Consider the following 21,695-nt stretch of genomic DNA (forward strand, 5'->3'; position numbering starts at 1 on the left):
TTTCGGCCTAGTGGGTCCGCTCCTGCTTGATTACCCGTGTCGCAGGGGGTAGCATTGCGCTTATGCTTCATCGGAGGCGGCGAAGGAAGCGTATTTCAATCGGCATTATGGACGTTTGTTTTGCTTGAACAGCTTCTCGCGCAATTCGCCAAAGCCAGTCCATCCTTCTCGGGTGTCAAGAAAATGCAACCGTAACTCATCGTTCGTTAGCCAAGCCTGATATACAGAGCCGGTTTGGGATGGATATACCTCTTGCAAGCTATGCGTCTGCAGCTGCTGCAGATAACGAGTTATGGATTCCTCTTCACCTAAGCTAATCAGGTGTTGGCTCACCGGAAAGAACTTTCGGATAGGCTTAGAGCAACCGATAGTATCCAGCCAAAAAGCAGCGGTCAGTGGCCCTTTGCGCCATTTAATCCATTCCGGCCCGGCTTTGGGTAACTTATCAGCCCGCAGATAAACCTTGATTAGTTCCCGATGCCCGCCCCATTCGCCGCATTCAGAGAAAGAAGCAGATAAGAATAGCGTATCCCGCCAGGCTATGTTACCAATAATGTGTCCCTGACTAGAAATAACAGCCGGCTTCGAATCTGATTCACATGATCTAGCCAGCAGCAGAATCAGCGCGCAAACGGCCGCAAAAGATCCAAGTACCCGTAGCATCCGACGACTCTGTTTTAGCGTGACGTTTGTTGTACCGATTCGCTCATAACGGATAAAGCTACTGGCTTAGCGCCCCGGCTGTGCTTCCCCGCCCGCAACTTTCTACCTTCGCTCACTTCGTGCCCAAGCCGCCCCCGCGCAACTGTTTAGCGCGCGGCGGGGTTCTTAGGCTCTCCATCTGCTGATTTCCGGTCCTTGCTGACTACTGCCTACTCTTCCTGGTTTATCCTGCTGTGCCTGGCCGTTGGGGCCGGCTACGCGGCGCTGCTCTATTCGAAAAAAGCTCCCTGGAGCCGGGCCGTCAATTTCGGTTTAGCCGTCCTGCGCTTCGTGCTGGTGAGCGGGCTGTGCTGGCTCTTGCTCGGCCCCATCTTCCGCCGCGACACCACCACGCAGGAGGCGCCCACCGTGGTGCTGGCTGTCGACGATTCGCGCTCGGTACCGCTGTACTCGCCCGACTCCGCGGCCCTGCGCGGCACCCTGCGCGGCCTCGATGGCCTGACCGAACGCCTGCGCCAAGCCGGCTACACGGTGCAACTGCGCACCCTCGACACGGCCGCGCCCGCCCAGGCCGCCCAGATTCGCTTCCGCGAACCGGCCACCAACCTCGACGCGCTGCTCACCGACCTGCAGGAAAGCTACCAGGGCCGCAACCTCGCCGCCGTGGTGCTGGCCTCCGACGGTCTGGCCAACCAGGGCCGCCCGCCCGTCTACGCCGACTTCAGCTACCCCATCTACCCCGTGGCCCTCGGCGACACCCTGCCCCGCCGCGACCTGCGCGTGACCGACCTGCGCTACAACCGCGTGGCCTTCGCCGGCAACCGCTTTCCGCTGGAGGCCGAAATCGGCTACGACGGCTTTCCGCAGGGCGGCACGGCCACGGTGCTGCTGCGCGAAAACGGCCGGGTGCTGGAGCGCCGGCAGGTGGCCTTGAGCCCGAACCAGCGCCTGCAGCGCACCCGCTTTCTGCTGAGCGCCACCGCCCCCGGCAAGCACCGCTACGAAGTGGTGGTGGAGGCCCAGTCCGGCGAGTTTACCCAGCTGAATAACACCCGCAACGCCTACATCGAAGTGGTGAAGGGCCGCCTGCGGGTGCTGCTGGCCGGCGCCGCCCCCCACCCCGACCTGAAAGCCCTGCGCACCGCCCTGCTCGGCAACGACAACTTCGACGTGACCTTGGTGCTGCCCGGTATCGAGCCCTTGCGCGCCCAGCAGGACTACGACGTGGCCATTCTGCACCAGCTGCCCAGCCGCACCGGCGAGGGCCGCGAGGTGCTCAACTACGTGCGCAGCCGCCACCTGCCGGCGCTGTTCGTGCTCGGGGCGCAGTCGGACCTACCCGCCTACAACGCTCTGGGCACCGGCCTGCGCGTGGCGGGCGGCCCGGGCGCGGAAGTCTCGCCGGTGGTCAACCCCAACTTCACCCGCTTTACCCTCGACGCGGATGCCCAGGCCCGCGTAGCCGATTACCCCGCCGTGCCCGTGGCTGCCACCGACGCGCAGGTGGGCGGCGGGGCCGAAGTGATTCTGCGCCAACGGCAGGGCCGCGCCAGCACCGCCCGCCCGCTGCTGCTGGTGGCCGGGCCCGCCGGGCAGCGCCAGGCCACCTTGCTCACCGAGGGCAGCTGGCAGTGGCGCCTGCACGAGGCCGCCACCCACCCCGACGAGCGGGCCCCGGCCTACGACGGCCTCGTCACGCGCCTGTTGCAGCTGCTCACCCAGGACGCGCGCCGCAAGCGCCTCGACGTGTACCCCACCCAGGACGTCTTCAATACCTCGGACGACGTGACCCTGGGCGTGGAAACCTACAACGCCGTGTTTGAGCGCGTGTACGACCAGCAGATCAGCCTCACGCTGACCGACGAGCAGAACCGCCCGCGCACGTTCACCTTCACCAACCGCCAGAACGGCGGCCCGCTGCGCCTCGGCCCGCTGCCCGGCGGTGTGTACCGCTATACGGCCACGGCCACCGTAGCCGGCCAGGCCCAGCAAGACCGCGGCGAATTGCTGGTGCAGGAGCAGCAGTTGGAAGCCGGCGCCGCTCACGCCGACCACAACGCCCTCTACCAACTGGCCCAACGCAGCGGCGGCCGCCTCTACTACCCGCAGCAGCTGCAGCAGCTGGAGCAGCAGCTCGTGCAGGCCAAGTTCAAGCCCGTGCTCTACTCCCAGGAGGAGCTCAAGGACCTCATCGACGAGCCCTGGCTGCTGGTGCTGTTGGTGCTGCTGGCCTCGGCCGAATGGGCCGTGCGGCGGTACTCGGGCAGTATTTAACATTCTTTTCAGGTTGAGCCGCGGCCCTTGTTTTTCCGTCATCCTGAGGCGTAGCCGAAGGACCTTCCTCCCACTCCGCACTAACTGAGAAGCGCAGCCCCTGACGCTTTCAACTGAACGGCTTAAGCCAAGACTTTAGCGGCGGTGCAGGGCACGAGGAAGGTCCGTCGCTCTGCGCAGGATGACGTTCTTTGTTAGCACTGCCCCTATATTCCCACATGGACTATCCCACCTCCCTCGAAAAGCTCCTGCGCCACGCGGGCCTCTCGAAACAGAAGCCCTCGGCCGAAGATTTTCAGTACGTGCTCTACCTCATCAGCGACAAAAAGGCCTTCCGCCCGGTGCAGCCGCTGGCCGACGACGTGCTGGTGGCGCTGGAAACGGTAAATCAGCACCTGAACGGTGAAAAGCCCGCTGATGCCGACGACGCTTCCAAGGCCGCGGCCCTGGACCGTCCGCTGGTGTACGCCCTCAACAGCCTGCTCACGACGGGCCGAAAATATGCCGCTTGGATGGCCGCCGAGTCCGGTTTTGCCCCGGCCGACGTGGCCGAAATGCAACGAGCCGTGCAGGCTATCGAATTAGGGTGGAACTTTGTGCTGGCCGGCGACTCGAATTCCATTCGGAAGGACGTCGAAACCTGGCTCGACTAGCGGCGCTGCGTAGCGCCGCATCAAAACCCTGGCTTCGGCCGTTATTTCCCGCTGGGCACCTCTTGCGTGCTCCTACCCCGCCCCATGCGCTACCTGCTCGTCAACAAGCCCTACGAAGTCCTGCCCCAGTTTACCGACGAGGCCGGCCGTGCCACCCTCAAGCAGCTGGTGCAGGTGCCCGACGTGTATCCCGTCGGCCGCCTCGATTACGACTCTGAGGGCCTGATGCTGCTCACCGACGACAAGCAGCTGCAGTTCCGCCTCTCCGAGCCGCGCTACAAAGTGCCCAAAACCTACTGGGTGCAGGTGGAGGGCGAGCCGACCGAAGAAGCCTTGGAACAGCTGCGCCGCGGCGTGCAGATCAAAGACGGCTTCACCGCCCCCGCCGAAGTGGAGCTGCTGCCCGAGCCGCCCGCCGGCCTCTGGGAGCGGAGCAAGCCGGTGCGCTTCCGCGCCAACATTCCCACCAGCTGGCTGGCGCTGACCATTTCGGAAGGCATGAACCGGCAGGTGCGCAAGATGACGGCGGCCGTGGGCTTTCCGACGCTGCGCCTAGTGCGCGCCGGCATTGCCAGCCTGGGCCTGCGGGGCCTGCCCCCCGGCAAGTGGCGCGAGCTGACCGCCGCCGAAGTGCAGGAGCTGAAAAGCCTCACCGCGGCGGCCCTGCCCGGCGAAACGGCTCCCGCCCGCAAGAAGCCCACGGTGAAGTACGACCCCAACTACGAGCAGAAAGTAGCCGCCGAAAAAGCTGCCCGCGCCCGCCGCGCCGCCGAAAAAGCGGCTTCCGGCCGTGGCCCGAAGGGCGGGGGCCGCTCGGGCGGCCGTTCCGCTTCGGCAGCCGGCAGCGCCCGTAGCGGCGGCCCGGGCAGCGGCGCCCCGCGCGGCCCCAAGCCCGCCGGCAGCACCGGCACCCCGCGCAGTGGCGGCAAACCCACCGGCACCGGCCGCCCCACGGCTCCTGGCCGTTCATCGGCTCCGACGAGCCGCTCCCCGCGCCGCGGCAAATGAAATCACCCGTGAAGCGCCGTCGGTTCGGGGTCCGGCTATTGCTAGCCGCGTTGCTGCTGTTGTTGCTGGCCAACGTGGTGGCCTTCAACCACGCCTGGCGCTTCACGCACTTTTCGGCCGAAGCCGGCACGCACACGGCCAATCCCGAACAGCTCTCGGTGGCCGAAAAGCTGTGGGTGTTGGCCACCGGCATCAAGAATCCCAAGCCCCGCAACGGCAAGGCACCGGCGTTTTTCTTTCAGGAAGTCAGCATCAGCAGCCCCAACGGCCGGCTGCAAAGCTGGTACTGCCCGGTGGAGGAAGCCCACGGCACGGTCGCGCTGTTTCACGGCTACGCCAGCGACAAATCCAAGCTGCTCACCGAGGCGGCGTATTTCCGACAGCTCGGCTACTCCGTGCTGCTGACCGACTTCGCCGGCAACGGCGGCTCGGCCGGCTACCGCACCACCGTGGGCTACCGCGAAGCCGACGACGTGGCGGCCGTGGTGCGCTGGCTGCGCGAGCGGCAGCCCGAGGCCCGCTTGGTGCTCTACGGCGTGAGCATGGGCGCCGTGGCCATCCTGCGGGCCGAAAGTGAGCTGGGCGTGCAAGCCGACGCCAACATTGTGGAGTGCCCCTACGGCAGCATGCTGCAAACGGCCCAGAACCGTTTCCGCAGCATGGGCGTGCCTCCTTTCCCGATGGCTAACCTGCTCGTGTTCTGGGGCGGCGTGCAAAACGGGTTCTGGGCTTACGACCTTTCGGCCGAGCACTACGCACACAAGATTACCGTGCCCACCTTGCTGCTCTGGGGCACGGCCGACCCGCGCGTGACGCGCCCGGAAACCGACGCCATCTACGCCGCTCTGGCCGGCCCCAAGCAGCGCCGCGACTTTCCCGGCAGCGGCCACGAGCCGTATTGGCGCCGGCACCAAGCCGCGTGGCAGAGTGCTATCTGGACCTTTCTGGAAAAACGCGACAGCGCCGCCGTGGCCCCGTAGCGACGTCGCAGCAGTTGCCGGCAAATCCGCACGCAAGGCCCAGGTTGTGGGCTCATTCGCTTTGTGGCAGACACAAATTGCCGGCTTTCGCGCTTTTCGGAATATCTGTCGGCCGCTATCCGCCGTACAACTTCTTTTCGTCAGAAAACCCGCGCTGTCCCTGCCGCACGGTGACATTGTGGCAGCTAAAAAGTCAATTCCGGCCCTTGGTACGCTGCTTGTAATCTGCCGCACAGCTGCCCCGAGCGGGGCGGCCCCTCAAACTGAGACACCTTCACCTTACTCACCACTCCATAGCAATGGGCAAAATTATCGGTATTGACCTCGGCACGACCAACTCGTGCGTGGCCGTGATGGAAGGCAACGAGCCGGTTGTAATTCCGAATAGCGAAGGCCGCCGCACGACCCCGTCGATTGTGGCTTTCCTCGATAATGGCAAAGGCGAGCGTAAAGTGGGCGACCCCGCTAAGCGCCAGGCTATTACCAACCCCAAGAACACCATCGCCTCGATCAAGCGCTTTATGGGCCGTCGTTTCTCGGAAGTTTCCGACGAAGCGGCGCACATGCCCTACCAAGTCGTGCGCGGCAACAACGATACGGCCGTCGTGCAAATCGGTGACCGGCAGTACACCCCGCAGGAAATTTCCGCGATGGTGCTGCAAAAAATGAAGCAGACCGCGGAGGACTACCTCGGCACGCCCGTAACCGAAGCGGTTATCACCGTTCCGGCTTACTTCAACGACGCCCAGCGCCAGGCCACCAAAGAGGCCGGCGCCATTGCGGGCCTCGACGTGAAGCGCATCATCAACGAGCCCACGGCCGCCGCCCTGGCCTACGGCCTCGACAAAGACCACTCGAACCACAAAGTCGCCGTGTACGACCTCGGCGGTGGTACGTTTGATATTTCCATCCTCGAGCTGGACAACGGCGTGTTCGAAGTGCTGTCGACTAACGGCGACACCCACCTCGGCGGCGACGACTTTGACCAGGTTATCATCAACTTCCTGGCCGAGACTTTCTCCTCGGAAAACGAAGGCCTGGACCTGCGCAAGGACCCGATGGCCCTGCAGCGCCTGAAGGAAGCCGCCGAAAAGGCCAAGATTGAGCTGTCGTCCTCGAACGAGACGGAAGTCAACCTGCCCTACATCACGGCTACCGCCTCGGGCCCCAAGCACTTGGTGGTAAAAATCAGCCGCGCCAAGTTTGAGCAGTTGGCCGACTCGCTGATCCGCCGCTCGATGGAGCCCTGCAAAAAGGCCCTCTCCGACGCCGGCCTGACCGCCGCTGACATCAACGACGTTATCCTCGTAGGTGGCTCGACGCGCATTCCGCGCATCCAGGAAGAAGTAGAGAAGTTCTTCGGCAAGAAGCCCTCGAAGGGTGTAAACCCCGACGAAGTGGTGGCCGTGGGCGCTGCCATCCAGGGCGGCGTGCTCACCGGTGAGGTGAAGGACGTGCTGCTGCTGGACGTGACCCCGCTGAGCCTCGGCATCGAAACCATGGGCGGCGTGATGACCAAGCTCATCGAGTCGAACACGACCATCCCGACCAAGAAGTCCGAGACCTTCTCGACGGCTTCGGACAACCAGCCTTCGGTGGAAATCCACGTGCTGCAAGGTGAACGTCCGCTGGCTTCGCAGAACCGCACCATCGGCAAGTTCCACCTCGACAGCATCCCGCCCGCGCCGCGCGGCGTGCCGCAGATCGAAGTGACCTTCGACATCGACGCCAACGGCATTCTGCACGTGACGGCCAAGGACAAAGGCACCGGCAAGGAGCAGAAAATTCGCATCGAGGCCTCGTCCGGTCTGTCGGACGCCGACATCGAGCGGATGCGCCAGGAAGCCCAGGCCAACGCCGAAGCGGACAAAACCGAGCGGGAGCGGATTGAGAAGGTTAACCAGGCCGACTCGATGATCTTCCAGACCGAGAAGCAGCTGAAGGAGTACGGCGACAAGCTGAGCGCCGGCAACAAGTCGGCCATCGAATCGGCCCTGACGGAACTGCGCTCGGCCCACGAGAGCAAGGACCTGGCCCGCATCGACTCGGCCATGACGGCCATCAACGCGGCCTGGCAGGCAGCCTCGCAGGAGATGTACGCTCAGGGCGGTGAAGGCCAGCCCCAGGGCTACCCCGGCGGCGACGCCAGCGGCTTCCAGGGCGGCCAGCCCGGCGGCAACGGCCAGCAAGGCCAGGGCGCGGGCCACGACAACGTGACCGACGTAGACTACGAAGAAGTAGGCAAGTAACCCGGCCAACTTCGGTAAGCAAAAGGCCCCACAGCAGATGCTGCGGGGCCTTTTTTTGTGGCCTAATTGAAGAAATCGGGCGGCAGCCAGGCGGGTATGGTCTTGTGCAGGTTGACGTCTTCCAGGTACAGCAGGGGCACCTCCACGGCGCGGGTGGTCGGCTTGGCCATCGTGAAGTACCAATGCCCCGTGCCGCGGCGTACAATCTGCTGCCCGGTTAGAAAATCGGTCGTTGCGCTGACAAACGTGGCGTTGGCCCGGTCCAGGCAGCTGTAGTCCTCGACCACCAGCCGGACGCGGCCGCTGGCGTTTTCGTAGCGGTAATGCTGCGTCTGCGTCAGCCGCTGGTTGGTGCCGGCCCGGTGTTTCACCAAGATGTCGCCCCGCACCAGGCTTACGCCGGGCGTGCCGACCCGGGACGAATCCCGGGACAGGCACTTGGTGCAGTACAAGGCCCCTACCCCCACGCCAACGCGCTGAAAAGCGCCACTGGGCTGGGCCAGCATGACCACCAGCGCCCGGTTGCGGTTGACATCGGCGGCCCCTGGCTCTTCCTCAGAACTTTCCACCAGCACCAGCACCGAATCGGGCCGCTGGTCGGCGTTCAGGTCGCCCCCGAGGCGGCTTTCGATGCGCCAGCCGGCGGGCACAAACGCCGTGGGCTGCCGGGCGGTAACGGGCAGCTGCTCGAGGGACGCAAGCTGGCTTTTGCGGCTTTGGGCCGCCACCGAGCCGACGAGAAGCGGCAACAGACCAATGAACAATGCCGCGGCTCGCATATCACTCCTAAGATACGCAGATACGCGGCGGACCGGTCACAACAAAGGCCGGAGCATGGCCCCGGCCTGTCGCTTGCTATGTGAGCAGATTGAGCGGAATTACTACAGATTCAGGCTGGCGACGTTCACGTCTTCCAGAAAGCGCGGCGCAGTAGGCACTTTGGCTTCCTTGCGCGTGACGAGCTGCTTGGCGCCGCTGGGGTCGGCGGGGTCGGCCACGATGTGCTCGGTTTGCTGCTGGCCGGTGAGGTAATCGGTGCGCTTGTAGGTGGTGTCGAGTTTGAGGCGGCTGCTTTGCATCACGCTTTCGCCCACGAGGCGCACGCGGCCATTGTCGAAACGGTAGCGCTGGGTCACATCCAACGACTGTTCCACGCCCGAGAGGTGGCGCACCGAGAGGGTGCCCTTGCTGATGGCAAGGTCCGGGGCCACGGTGCGGTCGGAGGCGAAGCAGCCGGTGCAGTAAAGGGCAGTGCCGGAGGTGGCCACCCGGCGCAGCTGCCCGGTGGGCTCGTTGATGAGCACCACCAGAGCCCGTTCGCGGCGGGCTTCGGGGGCCGAGGCGCTGGGGCGCTCCACCAGCATCAGCACCGGGTCGGGGCGGTTGTCGCCGTTCAGGTCGCCGCTGATCTGCTTTTCCAGCAGCCAGCCGGCAGGCACGAAGGCCGTGGCGCGCGTAGCCGTGGCCGGCACCATGTCGGCTTTGAAAGCGGGCCCGGACTCGGGGTTGGGCGTGGTTAGCCCCGCAAGGCCGATCAACAAAGAGGTAAAGAGAAAAGTCATATTTCTGCGCTACTTCAAGTAAAGCTACCCGCCCGAAACTCTGCCGGCGGAAACTTTAGTTCAATTTGCCTTCTCCCTATTTGGGAGGTTGCTTTTCCTATCTGGGAAACCCGACCGCGGCGGCCGTCAGGCCCTTGGTGTAAGCAAAGTAGCAGCCCCGCGGGCACTGCGGTGCACTTCTCACCCGATCATGTGGTAGAGCGGGCGCCGACTGCTGAGTAAGTTGCGGCCGCAATGGCGCTGCCCCACATCATTGGGCGAGGGTGGCACCTTACGGCGTTAATCCATGGAGTTTCTCATTATCGGCGCGGGCATCGGGGGCCTGGCCACGGCTCTGGCCCTGCACCAACTCGGCCATCAGGTGCGGGTGTTCGAAGCCGCAGCGGCGCTGCGCGAAATCGGGGCGGGCGTGGTGCTGGGCGCCAACGCCATGCGGGCCCTCGACCACCTGGGCGTGCACGCAGCGGTGCGCGCCGCTGGCTCCCCCGTCACCAGCATCGGCCTGCTCGACGAGCACGGCCAGGTGCTCAACGACGTGGACACCCGCGCTTTCACCGAGCCACTGGGCTACGACAACCTCGCCATTCACCGCGCCGACTTGCAGCGCGTGCTGCTTGAGCACCTGCCGGTCGGCTGCCTACACTTGGGCAAAAGCCTCACCAGCTTCGAACAAAGCGCTGCCGGCGTCACGGCCCATTTTGCCGACGGCACCCAGGCGCAGGCGCCGTACCTGATTGCCGCCGACGGCATCCGCTCGCGGGTGCGCCAGCAGCTGTTGCCCGCCGCCCAGCCGCGCTACGCGGGCTACACTTGCTGGCGCGGCGTCATCGAGGCGGCGGCGCTGGGCCTGCCGCCGGGGCGCAGCACCGAAAGCTGGGGCCGGGCCGGGCGCTTCGGCGTGGTGCCGCTGGGCACGGGGCAGGTGTACTGGTTTGCCTGCATTTCGAGCGCCGAGCCCCAGAATCCGCGCTACCGGGCCTTCCGGCTCGCGGATCTGCAACGCCACTTCGCCGGCTTCCACCGGCCCATTCCCGAGTTGCTGGCCCTCACCACCGACGAGCAAGTGCTGTGGGGCGACATCATCGACCTGGCTCCGCTGCCGCGCTTCGATTTTGGCCGGGTGCTGCTCACCGGCGACGCGGCCCATGCCACCACGCCCAACATGGGCCAGGGCGCCGGGCAGGCCGTGGAAGATGCGGCCATGCTCGCCCGCTGCCTGCAGGAGCACCCCGCGGATACCACGGCTGCCTTCCGCCTGTTTGACCAGCGCCGCCGGCCGCGCACCACGCGCATCGTGCGGCAGTCGCGGCAGCTGGGCTGGGTGGCGCAGCTGCGCCACCCGCTGCTGGTAACACTGCGCAACGCCGTGATGCGCCGCCTGCCCGCGGCCGTGAACACCCGGCAGATGGCCTTTCTCTACGCCGAGTAGCCGCCCGGGCCCTAACCAAGGCCGGCGGCGGGGCGGGCAAAATTATTTTCGACCCCGCTCTTTACCGGCTGCACCTATAATTCCATCTTTGACCCCTTGCTTTTTTACGCACGCTTTCTGGTTTTTATGATAAAAAAATACCTCCACACATCCGCCTACGCGCTGGCCCTGGGTCTCGGCTTGGGCGGCGGTGCTCAGGCCCAGCAACGGGCGGCCGCCCCGTATTTTCAGGACGACGCCACGGCGGCCCGCTCGGCCCTGGGCGCGGCCCTGCGCCACAGCCGGCCGCTCACGCTAAACGCCGCCGGCCTGCGAACGGCGCTGGCCGCGGCCCCGGCCGAAACCCGCGCCGGCGCCGCGCCGCTGACCCTAGCCCTGCCCCTGCCTGACGGCACCTCAGGCCGCTTCGCGGTGACGGAAACAGCCGTGATGGCGCCGGCCCTGGCGGCGCAGTTTCCGCAGATCAAGACCTACCGCGGCGTGGGCCTCGACGACCCCACGGCCACCGTGCGGCTGGATGTGACGCCCCAGGGCTTTCACGCCCAGATTTTGTCGGAGACGGCCGGCACCGTGTACATCGACCCGGCCACGCGCGGCGACCAGCAGCACGTGCTCAGCTTTTACCGCCGCGACATGAACCGGGCGGCGGCCGGAGCCGTGCCGGTGTGCCAGTTTCAGCCCACGGCCGCCGAGCTGGCCGCCAGCCAGATGCGGGGCATAGCGGCCGGCAACGGCCAGAACCGCGTGCTGATTGCCACCGGCCCGACCCTGCGCACCTACCGCTTGGCCGTGGCTGCTACCGGCGAGTACACCGCCTTCCACGGCGGTACCGTAGCCCTGGCCCAGGCGGCCATCGTGACGACGGTGAACCGGGTGGTGGGCGTGTACGAAAAGGAACTGGCCGTGCGCCTGCAGCTGGTGGGTTCCAACGCCCAAATTATCTATACCGACGGCGGATCCGACCCCTACACCAACGGCCGGGCGGACCTGATGATTGGCGAGGCCCAGACCAACATCACCAACGTTATCGGGACGCCCAACTTTGACATCGGGCACGTGTTCGGCACCAATTCCGGGGGCTACGCCGGCTTGGGCGTGGTGTGCAACGCCTCGTTCAAAGCCCGCGGCGTGACCGGCAGCAGCGCCCCGTTGGGCGACGCCTTCGACATCGACTACGTGGCCCACGAAATGGGGCACCAGTTCGGCGGCAACCACACCTTTAACAGCGCTTCCGGGCCCAACTGCGGCACCAGCAACGGCAACCCCGGCACGGCGTTCGAACCGGGCTCGGGCAGCACGATTATGGCCTACGCGGGTATCTGCGCGCCCGACAACCTGCAACCCAACTCCGACGCTTACTTCCACACCGGCAGTTTCCAGGAAATGGCGGCGTTTATTGCCTCCACGGCCTGCGGCACCTCGACGGCCACCGGCAACACGGCCCCGGTGGTGAGTATTCCCGCAGCTCGGACGCTGCCCATCGGCACGCCCTTCCGCCTGACGGCCAGCGCCACGGACGCCAACGGCGACGCCTTGACGTACTGCTGGGAGGAAATGGACCTGGGAGCCTACGCTACCCTTACGACCCCGCAAGCGGCCAACAGCAACGTGCCGCTGTTTCGCTCCTTCCTGCCCGTCAGCTCACCCACGCGGTATTTTCCGCGTCTGGCCGACATCATCAGCAACACCAGCAGCGCCAATGAGCGGCTGCCCACGGTGTCGCGCACGCTCACCTTCCGCTGCACCGCCCGCGACCAGCACAACGGCGCGGCCGGCGTGGTCGGCGGGGTAAATTACAGCGCCAACCTAGTGCTGCCCGTGACCAGCGCGGCCGGCCCCTTCCTGGTAACGGCCCCGAACACGGCCCTGACCTGGACGGGCAGCAGCACCCAAACCGTGACCTGGAACGTGGCCGGCACCACCGCCAACGGGGTAAACTGCGCCACGGTCAACATCCTGCTCTCCACGGACGGCGGGCTGACCTATCCCACTACCCTGGCCAGCGGCGTGGCCAACGACGGCAGCCAAGCCGTCACGGTGCCCAACGTGGCCACCACCACGGCCCGCATCATGGTGGAAGCGGCCGACAATTACTTCTTCGACATTTCGAATACCAACTTCACCATCACCGCCGCGGTTTGCAATGCGCCCACCAACCTGTCGGCCGGCAGCATCACGCAAACCACGGCCTCGGTTAGCTTTACGGCCAGCGGCTCGGCCACGAGCTACACCGTGACGACCACGCCCGCCACGAGCCCGCAGACGGTGGCCGGTTCGCCGGTGACCCTGACGGGCCTCACGCCGGGCACCAGCTACACGGTCAACATCGTCTCGAACTGCGCCGGTGGCGCCACTTCTGCGGCGGCCAGCACCGTCTTTAGCACCACCCAGCCGGCTACGGCGGCCCCGGTGCTGCTGAACCCGGCCAACGGCAGCCTGACCAACAACACCCGCCCGCCCTACACCGGCACGGCCACGCCCGGCAGCACCGTGACGGTGTACATCGGTGCCAGCAGCGTGGGCTCGGCGACGACCGACGCCTCCGGCAACTGGACGATGACTTCGGTCACGCTGCTGGCCGACGGCGTGTACACGGCCTCGGCCACCGCCCAGGCCAGCGGCGGTGCCGTCAGCCCCGCCAGCAACAGCAACACCTTCACGGTGGACACGACCCCGCCCGCGGCGCCGGTGGTGGTGGTGCCGGCCAACGGCAGCCAGACCAGCAACAACCGCCCCCTCTACGGCGGTTCGGGTGAAGCCGGCGCAACCGTTACGGTGTTCGTCGATGGTACTCCGATTGGAACCACCACCGCCGTGCCGGGCGGCACCTGGGGCCTCTCCCACCCCACGGCCCTGGCCGACGGCAGCCACACGGTGAAAGTCCGCGCCACCGACGCGGCTGGCAACACCAGCGTGGACAGCAACACCAACACCTTCGCCGTTGACACCACGGCCCCGACGGCAACCCTCAGCTCCTCGGCCGGCGCGTCGGGGGCGTCGACCGCAACCACGCCCCTGCCCTTCGCGGTGAGCTTCTCGGAATCGGTGACGGGCTTCTCAGCCAGCGGCATCAGCGTGACGAACGGCACGGTGAGCAGCGGGCCGACGGGCTCGGGCAGCGGGCCGTACACGTTTAGCGTCACGCCCACCACGGCTGGTACGGCTACCACGGTACAGGTTGCAGCGGGCGCCGCCCAGGACGCCGCCGGCAACGGCAATTTGGCGTCTTCGTCGTACTCGCTGACCTACCTCGCCCCGGCTACGGCCACCACCTGGACGGGCGCCGTGAGCACCGACTGGTACACGGCGGGCAACTGGACGGCCGGCGTGCCCACGGCTTCGCTCGACGCGACCATTCCCAGCGCAGCCCCGCGCATGCCGCTGATTGCAAGCGGCGTGGCCACTACCCGCAGCCTGAGCATCGGCAGCGGAGCCTCGCTGACGCAAACCGGCGGCACGCTCGACGTGCGCGCCAACCTGACCAACAACGGCACCTTCGGGCCCACCGGCGGCACCGTGGTGCTGGGCAGCACCACGCTGGGCAACTTGCTGGGCAGCAGCAGCACCCGTTTCTGGAATCTGACGGTGAGCAGCAACGGGGCGCAGGTGAGCACCTCGGCCGGCGCGGCCGTCCGGCGCCTGCTCACGCTGAACGGCAACCTCGCCAGCCAAGGCAACCCGCTCACGCTGGCCTCTGACGCGACGAACACGGCCATGGTGGTCAACAACGGCAGCAACGTGGTAACGGGCAACCTGACGGTGCAGCGCTACATCACGCCGGACCTGAACCCGAACCTGGGCTACCGCCACGTGTCGGCCCCGATCAGCACGGCTACGGTCGGCAGCCTGGCCACGGCCGGCTTCAGCCCGGTGGTGAACCCGGCGTACAACGGCTCGGCCACGCCCGCTGCGGTGACGCCCTTCCCGACTGTATTCGGCTACGACCAAAGCCGCTTGACCGCGGCCAGCAACAACCTGTCGACCTTCGACAAGGGCTGGTTCTCGCCCGGCACCTTGAACGACGCGCTGAACGTGGGCCAGGGCTACACCGTGAACCTGGCCGCCGGGCAGGCGCTGAGCTTCACCGGCCCGCAGAACAACGGCACCCTCGCCGTCGCGCTGGGCCGCAACAGCGGCGCCACGGCTGCCGACGCGGGCCTGGCGCTGGTGGGCAACCCCTACCCCTCGCCCCTGGACTGGAGCCTGCTGTCGGCCGCCGACCGCCCCAACGTGGACGGGAGCATCTACGTGTTTGCCAGCAACGACCCGTCCAACGCGTACGCCGGCGCTTACGGCTTCTACAACAACGGCATCGGCACCATCAGCCCGGTGCTGCCGCTGGGCCAGGGCTTCTTCGTGCGGGTGACGGCCGGCCAAACCGCGGGCACGCTCACCTTCCGGAACAGCCAGCGCCCCACCGCCTACACGAACCCGACCTACCACCGCCCCAACGAAACCCGCCCGCTGGTGCAGCTGGCCCTGCGCGCCGCGGGCAGCGCGGTGAGCGACGCCGCGTTTGTGTACTTCGAACAGGGCGCAACGGATGGCTACGACGCGCAGTACGACGCGGAGAAACTGCCCAACCCCTCGGGCCTGAACCTCTCGACCAGCCTCTCGGCCACCCAGCGCCTGAGCATCGACGGGCGCGCCGAGCTGGGCACCGCCCCGCGCGTGGTACCGCTGGCCGTGGGCGTGCCGGCGCCCGGCACCTACTCGCTCAGCGCCGCCGAGCTGCTGAACCTGGCCGGGGTGCCCACCTACCTGCGCGACCTGCAGACCGGCGCCGTCATCGACCTGGCCCAGCAGCCGAGCTACCAGTTCACGGTAACCAATGCCACTAGCCTGATTACCGGCCGCTTCGAGCTGGTCTTCTCGCCGCAACGCCCGCTGGCAACGGCCGCCGCCCAGACGCTGCAGTTGAGCGTGTGGCCCAACCCCGTAGCCGGCCAGGCGCCGCTGCACCTGACCCTGAGCAAAGCCGTGCCGGCTGCCACCGCCACGCTGCGCGACGTGGTGGGCCGCACAGTGGCCACGCAGGCCTTCGCCGGGAGCAGCACCAGCCTGCCCACTGCCGGCCTGGCGCGCGGTACTTACCTGCTGAGCGTGACGGCGGCGGGCCAGGCCCCCGTTACCCGCCGCGTGGTAGTGGAATAGCCGCGTAGGCCTCAGTCCTAAAAAAGCCCCGCCGGAGCGTTCCGGCGGGGCTTTTTTATGGCGGATCGGCGTGGTGGGCTACAGCCACAACGACCGGTTTGGCCGCACGCGGGTCACGTTGCGCACCGGCTCGGCCTTGGCTTCTTCGCGCTCTTCTTCCACCTCTTCCTCGAAGCCCTCCTTGATTTTTTCCAGCGCCTCCACGTGGTCCGATTCGTCGGCTTCTTCGAGGTTGGCTTCCTGCTCGTGCTTGTCGCGGGGCTCGTAGCTGAGCTTGATGAAAATGGGGAAGTGGTCAGACCCCACGTAGGGCAAGCGCTGCATGTCGTCGACCTTGAAGTGCGGGGACACGAACACGTGGTCGAGAGGCCAGCGCAGCAGGCGGTACTCAGCGTGGAAGGTGGGCAGCAGGCCCCGGCCCACGCGCGGATCCATAAGCCCGCTGATGCGCCGAAACAGCTCGGACGTGTGCGACCAAGCCACGTCGTTCATGTCGCCGAACACGATGGTGGGCTCGTCCTTGCGGTCGATTTCCTTGCCCACCAGCAGCAGCTCGGCGTCGCGCTTGGTGCTGGTTTTGGATTCCTGCGGCGCGGGCGGCTTGGGGTGCAGCCCGTACACGTGCAACTTGGTGCCGTCGGGCATCTGCACGCGGGTGTGGAGGCTGGGCACGTCGTCGTCGAGCAGGTATTTGATGCGGCAGCCGATGAGCGGCAGGCGCGAGAAAAACAGCAGGCCGTAGGTGTTGTCGAGCGGTTCGTGGCAGGTGTAGGGGTGGGTTTGCTGCAGGGGCCGCAATTGGTCCAGCCACCACTGGTCGGTTTCGACGGCCATGATGATGTCCGGGTCGGCTTCGCGGATGACTTGCAAGGCCCGTGCGCCCTGCTTGTTGTACTGCAGCACGTTCATCATCAGCAGGCTTACGTGGCCGCGGCTGCTGTCGACGCTGCTGTCGCCCACCTGCTTGCGCATCAGCGGGGTGTAGGGCAAAATCCGCACGAACTGGTAGACGATGGCCGCGCCCAGAGCCAACACGAGGCCCCTGCCCAGCCAGGGATAGTCTTGCCAGTGCCAGAAATCGAGCAGCAGAGCGGCGGGCAGCACCACGGCCATAACGCCCACAATTTGCAGGCGTGGAAAGTCAAATATGCGAATCCACCAGGCCGTGGCCCGGATCAGCGGCAGCAACGTGGCCACCAGCCCAGCCACGCCCAGCGCGGCCACGAGGCCGGTGAGCAGGTGCGGAACGGTTATCGAGAGCAAGGTTTGCACAGGTGGGCGGGAGAGAGAAGCAGGGGAATTGTGGTGTTGTACTACGCCCCGCCGAGTTGGTTGCACGGCCCGGCCGCAATCCGCCTTTGTCGTTTGCAAAATTGCACCCTGCTCAGAAATTCCCGGACGGCTAGATGTCGTCGAGCCCGCCTTTGCGCAACTCATCCACGGTGCGCATCACCTTGTCGCGCAGGGCGGCGCGGTACTTCTCCAGCGCGTCGGCGAGGCGGGCGTTGCCCAGGGCCAGCATCTGCACGGCCAGCACGGCGGCGTTGGCGGCGTTGTCGAGGGCCACGGTGGCCACGGGCACGCCGGTGGGCATCTGCAGCATGGACAGAATCGAGTCGAGCCCGCCGATGGAGGTGGCCACGTTGATGGGCACGCCGATGACAGGGATGGTGGTGAAGGCCGCCACCATGCCGGGTAGGTGGGCCGCCCCGCCCCCGCCGGCAATGATGACGCGCAGCCCGCGCTTGCGGGCCGACTCGGCATAATCGACCAGGCGGTGCGGGGTGCGGTGGGGCGAGACGAGGGTCAGTTCGTAGGGTACCTGGAACTGGCGCAGCATTTCGGCCGCGGCGTTCATCACGCGCAGATCGGACTGCCCGCCCACGAGGATGCCGACAATGGGCGTGGGCGTATCGGGGGTGGTATCGGCGGGGGAAGTGGTGGTCATGTAAGCGAAAACCGGAAGGATGAAGCGGCGGGCGCGCAGCCCGGCAACAAGCCCGCGCACCCGCTGCTAAACATACTCAACTTCGGGCCCGTTCGTATGCCCTTCTGGCCTACCTTTAGCCGGATTTTCGCCCGTTGCATGGAAATACTGCTCGCCACCTTCACCACCCTGTTTTCCGTCGTGAACCCCTTCGGCGCCATGCCGGTGTTCCTGACGCTGACCGAAAACGAATCGGCCGGGGAGCGGGCCCGCACCGCGCTGCGCGCCTGTATGTACATGGTGGGCGTGCTGGCGGTGTCGTTTTTTGCCGGGCAGTACGTGCTCAACTTCTTCGGCATCAACATTCACCACCTGCGCATTGCCGGCGGCATCCTGCTCATGCGCTCGGCCTTCGACCTGCTCACGCCGGGCGGCAACCGCGCCAAGGTATCGGAGGCCACCTTGGAGGAGAGCATGCACAAGGACGACATCAGCTTCACCCCGCTGGCCATGCCCATGCTCTCGGGCCCGGGCTCCATGGCCGTGTGCATCGGCCTCTTCACCGAGAAGCTGACTTGGCTGGACATGGGCCTGATTTTCTTTGGCTTCGTGCTGGTGGCCGCCGCCAGCTACATGATTCTGCTGTCCTCCCTGCGCCTGACGCGCTTTCTGGGTCGCCCCGGCATGGCCGCCCTGGCCCGCATCATGGGCTTTCTGACCCTGGCCATCGGGGTGAACTTTCTGGCCACGGCCATCAAGGCGCTGTTTCAGAGCTAGGATGAAGTCACGTCCCTTGTTGCTGCTTAGTGGTATCAGTTCCTTAGCGGGTTGCGACTATCCAACGACAACCAAGCCACCGGCTCAGCAGGCGTATCAGGTTACGTTCTACGTCGAAAACAGCAGCAAAACCCAGCCAGCCACTGACTTGCTCATCCGCTGGGACACCACCGTAGTAGCGCAGGACACCTTCCGCTATACCAATGTCAGTGACCAGTTTCAGACCTATCAACTGAGCATTCGGCCTGGGGAGCATCACATCCGAGTTGTGAATAGCATGAACCAGTTGCGGCTGGATTCAACGATTATCGTGCGCAATCCGCTGACGCACGTGTTCGTAGGCTTCAATTACAAAAAGCTCGACGAGGCAGATATTAACCATATAAGGCAGATGGAACCGCCCGAGGGAGTAGATGCTGTTGTAGCAGAACTTTACGAGCCTAAACACCTCTTCATCCACATCATGGAAGGCCCCATTAGCATTCCTTGAGTGTCATAGTTGCCCTGACAACTATCAGCTGCGCGCCACTGCCGCCCGTGGGTTATCTTTGCGGCCCGAAACTCCCTGCGCTGATGCTGAAGAACGACCTGATCCTGCGTGCCGCCCGCGGCGAACAAACCGAACGCACCCCCGTGTGGCTGATGCGCCAAGCCGGCCGCATCCTGCCCGAGTACCGCGCCCTGCGCGCCAAGCTCAGCGGGTTCAAGGAGCTGGTCGAGACGCCGGAGCTGGCCGCCGAAGTCACCATTCAGCCCATCGACGCGCTGGACGTGGACGCGGCCATCATCTTCAGCGACATCCTGGTGGTGCCCGAAGCCATGGGCCTGACCTACGAAATGGTGGAAGCCCGCGGCCCGTTGTTCCCCGAGACGGTGAAGTCGGCCGCCGACGTGGAGCGGCTGCGCGTGGCCGACCCCGAGGAGCACCTGGGCTACGTGCTCGAAGCCCTGCGCGTGACGCGCAAGGCGCTGAACGGGCGCGTGCCGCTCATCGGCTTCGCCGGCGCCCCGTGGACCATCTTGGCCTACATGGTGGAAGGCCACGGCTCCAAGACCTTCAGCAAGGCCCGCCGCATGCTGTTTCAGGAGCCGGAGCTGGCCCACGCCCTGCTGCGCAAAATCACCGACACCACAATTGCCTACCTGCGCGCCCAGGTGGAAGCCGGGGCCAACATGCTGCAGGTGTTCGACTCCTGGGCCGGCATCCTCAACCCGCAGCACTACCACACGTTCTCGGCCAGCTACATCGGCGAAATTTGCGCCGCCATGCCCGCCGACATTCCGGTGACGGTGTTTGCCAAGGGCGCCTACTTCGCCCACCAGGACTTCGCCCAGCTGCCCTGCCGCACCATCGGCCTGGACTGGAACGAGGATCCGCGCAAAGTGCGCCCTCTGGTCGGCGACAAGACGCTGCAGGGCAACCTGGACCCCTGCGCGCTGTACGGCTCGCCCGAGCAGGTGCGCGCCGCCACCATCGAAATGCTGGAGCGCTTCGGCCCGCAGCGCCACATTGCCAACCTCGGCCACGGCGTGTACCCCGACACCAACCCCGACCGCGTGCGCGTGTTCATCGACACGGTGAAGGAGCACAGCCTGCGCATGCGCCAGGACTTGGCGTAAGCTTAAAAGCTGTAAAAACCCTAGGGAAAGTCCGTCATCCCAAGCCTTAGCGAAGGACCTTCCGCTTACTAGCACTACCTCAAAAGCGCAGCCACCAACGCCCTTTCGTCCGGGCAAGGTGGCTGCGCTTCTGTTTGATCAGAACGTCAGCACTTCGTCGGCAGCGGCGGTGCGGGGTGCGAGGAAGGTCCTTCGCTAAGGCTTAGGATGCCGGGCCGGTTTCCTCGTTTTGCCATTGCTTTTTACAGCACTTGGGCGGCTTCGGCTTCCTGCAGCAGGCGCGTTTTCTCGATGGGCACCACGCCCACTTGTTCGCACACCAAGCCGCCGCCGAGGTTGGCCAGGGCGGCCATGCTGGCCGGAGCCACGTCCAGGGCCACGCACAGAGCGGCAATGCTGATAACCGTGTCGCCGGCGCCGGATACGTCGGAAATGGCGCGTACATGGGCGGGCAGGTAGATGGGGCCCCGGCCGGCGTCGCAGAACACGCCGCGCTCCGAAAGGGTCACCAGCACCATGTCGGGGGCGAGGTGGCCGCGCAGTACCTGCACGGCGTGTTCCAGGCCGGCGTTGTCGCCGTCGGCGAAGTCGAGTTTAAGGCCTTCGCGCAGCTCTTTCAGGTTGGGCTTGAACAGGGTGCAGCCGCGGTAAGCCAGGAAGTTGCGCTTTTTCGGGTCGACCACCGTAGGCACGCCCTGGGCCCGGGCCAGCTCGATGAAGCGGGCAATGCGCGCGGCGTTGAGTACGCCCTTGTCGTAGTCTTCGAAGATGACCACGTCGGCGCGGCCCAGCAGCTGGGTGTAAGCTTCCGTGAGCCCCGCGTCCTCCGTGGCCGACAGGTCGGTTTCCACCTCCGCGTCGATACGCAGCAGTTGCTGGTCGTGGGCCAGAATGCGCTGCTTGACGGTGGTGGGGCGCTCTTGGCTGCGCACGAGGCCGTCGGCGGAGAGGTGCCGCTCGTGCAGCTGGTGCAGCAGCTGGTCGCCGCCCGCGTCGTCGCCGATGACGGCGCACAGCAGCGGCGTGGCGCCCAGGGCCTGCACGTTCAGGGCCACGTTGGCGGCCCCGCCGAGGCGCTGCTCGGTACGCGTCACGTTGACCACCGGCACCGGGGCTTCGGGCGAAAGGCGGGTGGCTTTGCCCCACACGTAAGCGTCCACCATCACGTCGCCCACGATGAGCACGGTCAGGTCGTTGAAGGCATTGAAGAGGTCGGGCAGCGTAGCGGGAGCAGGCGAAGCAGCAGCGGGCATCAGTAGCAAGGCAAATGAGGGCGCAAAGATACGCCCGGGCGTGCTTGCCCGCCGCATCGGACTCCGGACCAAGGCCTATCTGGCTAAAGAAGCGTACCTTCCGAGGCACGAATCCACGGGCAGCCGGGTTGAGGTAGTGAGGCACG

Annotated in this window: 16 protein-coding genes; 10 read left to right on the plus strand and 6 right to left on the minus strand. The window is 65.9% G+C overall.

The features are described from left to right. Positions 1 to 105: 105 nt before the first annotated feature. On the minus strand, positions 106 to 663 hold the full coding sequence (locus LJ737_RS13640; protein ID WP_227766594.1) for a hypothetical protein: 558 nt from the start codon (positions 661 to 663) through the stop codon (positions 106 to 108). 195 nt (positions 664 to 858) lie between these two features. Here LJ737_RS13640 and LJ737_RS13645 point away from each other — a divergent pair, with 195 nt between their 5' ends. From LJ737_RS13645 to dnaK, 5 genes are all read left to right on the plus strand, one after another. Next, complete coding sequence (locus LJ737_RS13645) at positions 859 to 2,937, plus strand: VWA domain-containing protein (RefSeq protein WP_227766596.1); 2,079 nt, start codon at positions 859 to 861, stop codon at positions 2,935 to 2,937. Positions 2,938 to 3,155: 218 nt separating this feature from the next. Continuing rightward, positions 3,156 to 3,590, plus strand: a complete 435-nt coding sequence (locus tag LJ737_RS13650) for a hypothetical protein (RefSeq protein WP_227766599.1) — start codon at positions 3,156 to 3,158, stop codon at positions 3,588 to 3,590. Positions 3,591 to 3,674: 84 nt separating this feature from the next. After that, the gene (locus tag LJ737_RS13655; RefSeq protein ID WP_227766601.1) at positions 3,675 to 4,598 is read left to right on the plus strand and encodes a pseudouridine synthase; all 924 of its coding nucleotides are present in this window, start codon (positions 3,675 to 3,677) and stop codon (positions 4,596 to 4,598) included. Beyond that, the gene (locus tag LJ737_RS13660) at positions 4,595 to 5,578 is read left to right on the plus strand and encodes an alpha/beta hydrolase (protein ID WP_227766604.1); all 984 of its coding nucleotides are present in this window, start codon (positions 4,595 to 4,597) and stop codon (positions 5,576 to 5,578) included. Before LJ737_RS13655 ends, LJ737_RS13660 begins: the two co-directional genes overlap by 4 nt. A 299-nt stretch (positions 5,579 to 5,877) precedes the next feature. Next, positions 5,878 to 7,827, plus strand: coding sequence for a molecular chaperone DnaK (gene dnaK, locus LJ737_RS13665; protein WP_227766606.1), 1,950 nt, complete (start codon positions 5,878 to 5,880; stop codon positions 7,825 to 7,827). Between the two features lie 62 nt (positions 7,828 to 7,889). Here the strand turns inward: dnaK and LJ737_RS13670 are convergent, their stop codons facing one another. Together LJ737_RS13670 and LJ737_RS13675 are read right to left on the minus strand one after the other, a co-directional pair. Then, positions 7,890 to 8,576, minus strand: coding sequence for a hypothetical protein (locus LJ737_RS13670; protein ID WP_227766608.1), 687 nt, complete (start codon positions 8,574 to 8,576; stop codon positions 7,890 to 7,892). Between the two features lie 132 nt (positions 8,577 to 8,708). Beyond that, entirely contained in the window at positions 8,709 to 9,368 is a 660-nt protein-coding gene (locus tag LJ737_RS13675; RefSeq protein ID WP_227766610.1) for a hypothetical protein, read from the minus strand. 307 nt (positions 9,369 to 9,675) lie between these two features. Here LJ737_RS13675 and LJ737_RS13680 point away from each other — a divergent pair, with 307 nt between their 5' ends. Both LJ737_RS13680 and LJ737_RS13685 read left to right on the plus strand, forming a co-directional pair. Next, the gene (locus tag LJ737_RS13680) at positions 9,676 to 10,818 is read left to right on the plus strand and encodes an FAD-dependent monooxygenase (RefSeq protein WP_227766613.1); all 1,143 of its coding nucleotides are present in this window, start codon (positions 9,676 to 9,678) and stop codon (positions 10,816 to 10,818) included. A 126-nt stretch (positions 10,819 to 10,944) separates the two neighbouring features. Beyond that, entirely contained in the window at positions 10,945 to 15,972 is a 5,028-nt protein-coding gene (locus LJ737_RS13685; protein ID WP_227766615.1) for a DUF8693 domain-containing protein, read from the plus strand. A 78-nt stretch (positions 15,973 to 16,050) separates the two neighbouring features. Here LJ737_RS13685 and LJ737_RS13690 read toward each other — a convergent pair whose 3' ends face one another. Both LJ737_RS13690 and purE read right to left on the minus strand, forming a co-directional pair. Beyond that, entirely contained in the window at positions 16,051 to 17,244 is a 1,194-nt protein-coding gene (locus LJ737_RS13690) for an endonuclease/exonuclease/phosphatase family protein (RefSeq protein WP_227766617.1), read from the minus strand. Between the two features lie 130 nt (positions 17,245 to 17,374). Beyond that, on the minus strand, positions 17,375 to 17,920 hold the full coding sequence (purE, locus tag LJ737_RS13695) for a 5-(carboxyamino)imidazole ribonucleotide mutase (RefSeq protein WP_227766619.1): 546 nt from the start codon (positions 17,918 to 17,920) through the stop codon (positions 17,375 to 17,377). 138 nt (positions 17,921 to 18,058) lie between these two features. Here purE and LJ737_RS13700 point away from each other — a divergent pair, with 138 nt between their 5' ends. From LJ737_RS13700 to hemE, 3 genes are all read left to right on the plus strand, one after another. Continuing rightward, on the plus strand, positions 18,059 to 18,676 hold the full coding sequence (locus tag LJ737_RS13700) for a MarC family protein (RefSeq protein ID WP_227766621.1): 618 nt from the start codon (positions 18,059 to 18,061) through the stop codon (positions 18,674 to 18,676). A 1-nt stretch (position 18,677) separates the two neighbouring features. Then, on the plus strand, positions 18,678 to 19,166 hold the full coding sequence (locus LJ737_RS13705; RefSeq protein WP_227766623.1) for a hypothetical protein: 489 nt from the start codon (positions 18,678 to 18,680) through the stop codon (positions 19,164 to 19,166). A gap of 80 nt (positions 19,167 to 19,246) precedes the next feature. Continuing rightward, a complete protein-coding gene (gene hemE / locus LJ737_RS13710; RefSeq protein ID WP_227766899.1) occupies positions 19,247 to 20,296 on the plus strand; it encodes a uroporphyrinogen decarboxylase in 1,050 nt (349 codons plus the stop codon). Positions 20,297 to 20,538: 242 nt separating this feature from the next. Here hemE and LJ737_RS13715 read toward each other — a convergent pair whose 3' ends face one another. Beyond that, on the minus strand, positions 20,539 to 21,549 hold the full coding sequence (locus tag LJ737_RS13715) for a bifunctional heptose 7-phosphate kinase/heptose 1-phosphate adenyltransferase (protein WP_227766625.1): 1,011 nt from the start codon (positions 21,547 to 21,549) through the stop codon (positions 20,539 to 20,541). Positions 21,550 to 21,695: the final 146 nt, after the last annotated feature.

The organism is Hymenobacter sp. 15J16-1T3B, from assembly GCF_020711235.1.
In the GTDB taxonomy this organism is placed as follows: Bacteria; Bacteroidota; Bacteroidia; order Cytophagales; family Hymenobacteraceae; genus Solirubrum.

What these genes read in the sequence shown, in the direction of transcription:
- LJ737_RS13640 (WP_227766594.1), bottom strand. Translation starts at nt 663, where the DNA reads ATGCTACGGGTACTTGGATCTTTTGCGGCCGTTTGCGCGCTGATTCTG.
- LJ737_RS13650 (WP_227766599.1), top strand. Translation starts at nt 3,156, where the DNA reads ATGGACTATCCCACCTCCCTCGAAAAGCTCCTGCGCCACGCGGGCCTC.
- LJ737_RS13655 (WP_227766601.1), top strand. Translation starts at nt 3,675, where the DNA reads ATGCGCTACCTGCTCGTCAACAAGCCCTACGAAGTCCTGCCCCAGTTT.
- LJ737_RS13660 (WP_227766604.1), top strand. Translation starts at nt 4,595, where the DNA reads ATGAAATCACCCGTGAAGCGCCGTCGGTTCGGGGTCCGGCTATTGCTA.
- dnaK (WP_227766606.1), top strand. Translation starts at nt 5,878, where the DNA reads ATGGGCAAAATTATCGGTATTGACCTCGGCACGACCAACTCGTGCGTG.
- LJ737_RS13680 (WP_227766613.1), top strand. Translation starts at nt 9,676, where the DNA reads ATGGAGTTTCTCATTATCGGCGCGGGCATCGGGGGCCTGGCCACGGCT.
- LJ737_RS13685 (WP_227766615.1), top strand. Translation starts at nt 10,945, where the DNA reads ATGATAAAAAAATACCTCCACACATCCGCCTACGCGCTGGCCCTGGGT.
- purE (WP_227766619.1), bottom strand. Translation starts at nt 17,920, where the DNA reads ATGACCACCACTTCCCCCGCCGATACCACCCCCGATACGCCCACGCCC.
- LJ737_RS13700 (WP_227766621.1), top strand. Translation starts at nt 18,059, where the DNA reads ATGGAAATACTGCTCGCCACCTTCACCACCCTGTTTTCCGTCGTGAAC.
- LJ737_RS13705 (WP_227766623.1), top strand. Translation starts at nt 18,678, where the DNA reads ATGAAGTCACGTCCCTTGTTGCTGCTTAGTGGTATCAGTTCCTTAGCG.
- LJ737_RS13715 (WP_227766625.1), bottom strand. Translation starts at nt 21,549, where the DNA reads ATGCCCGCTGCTGCTTCGCCTGCTCCCGCTACGCTGCCCGACCTCTTC.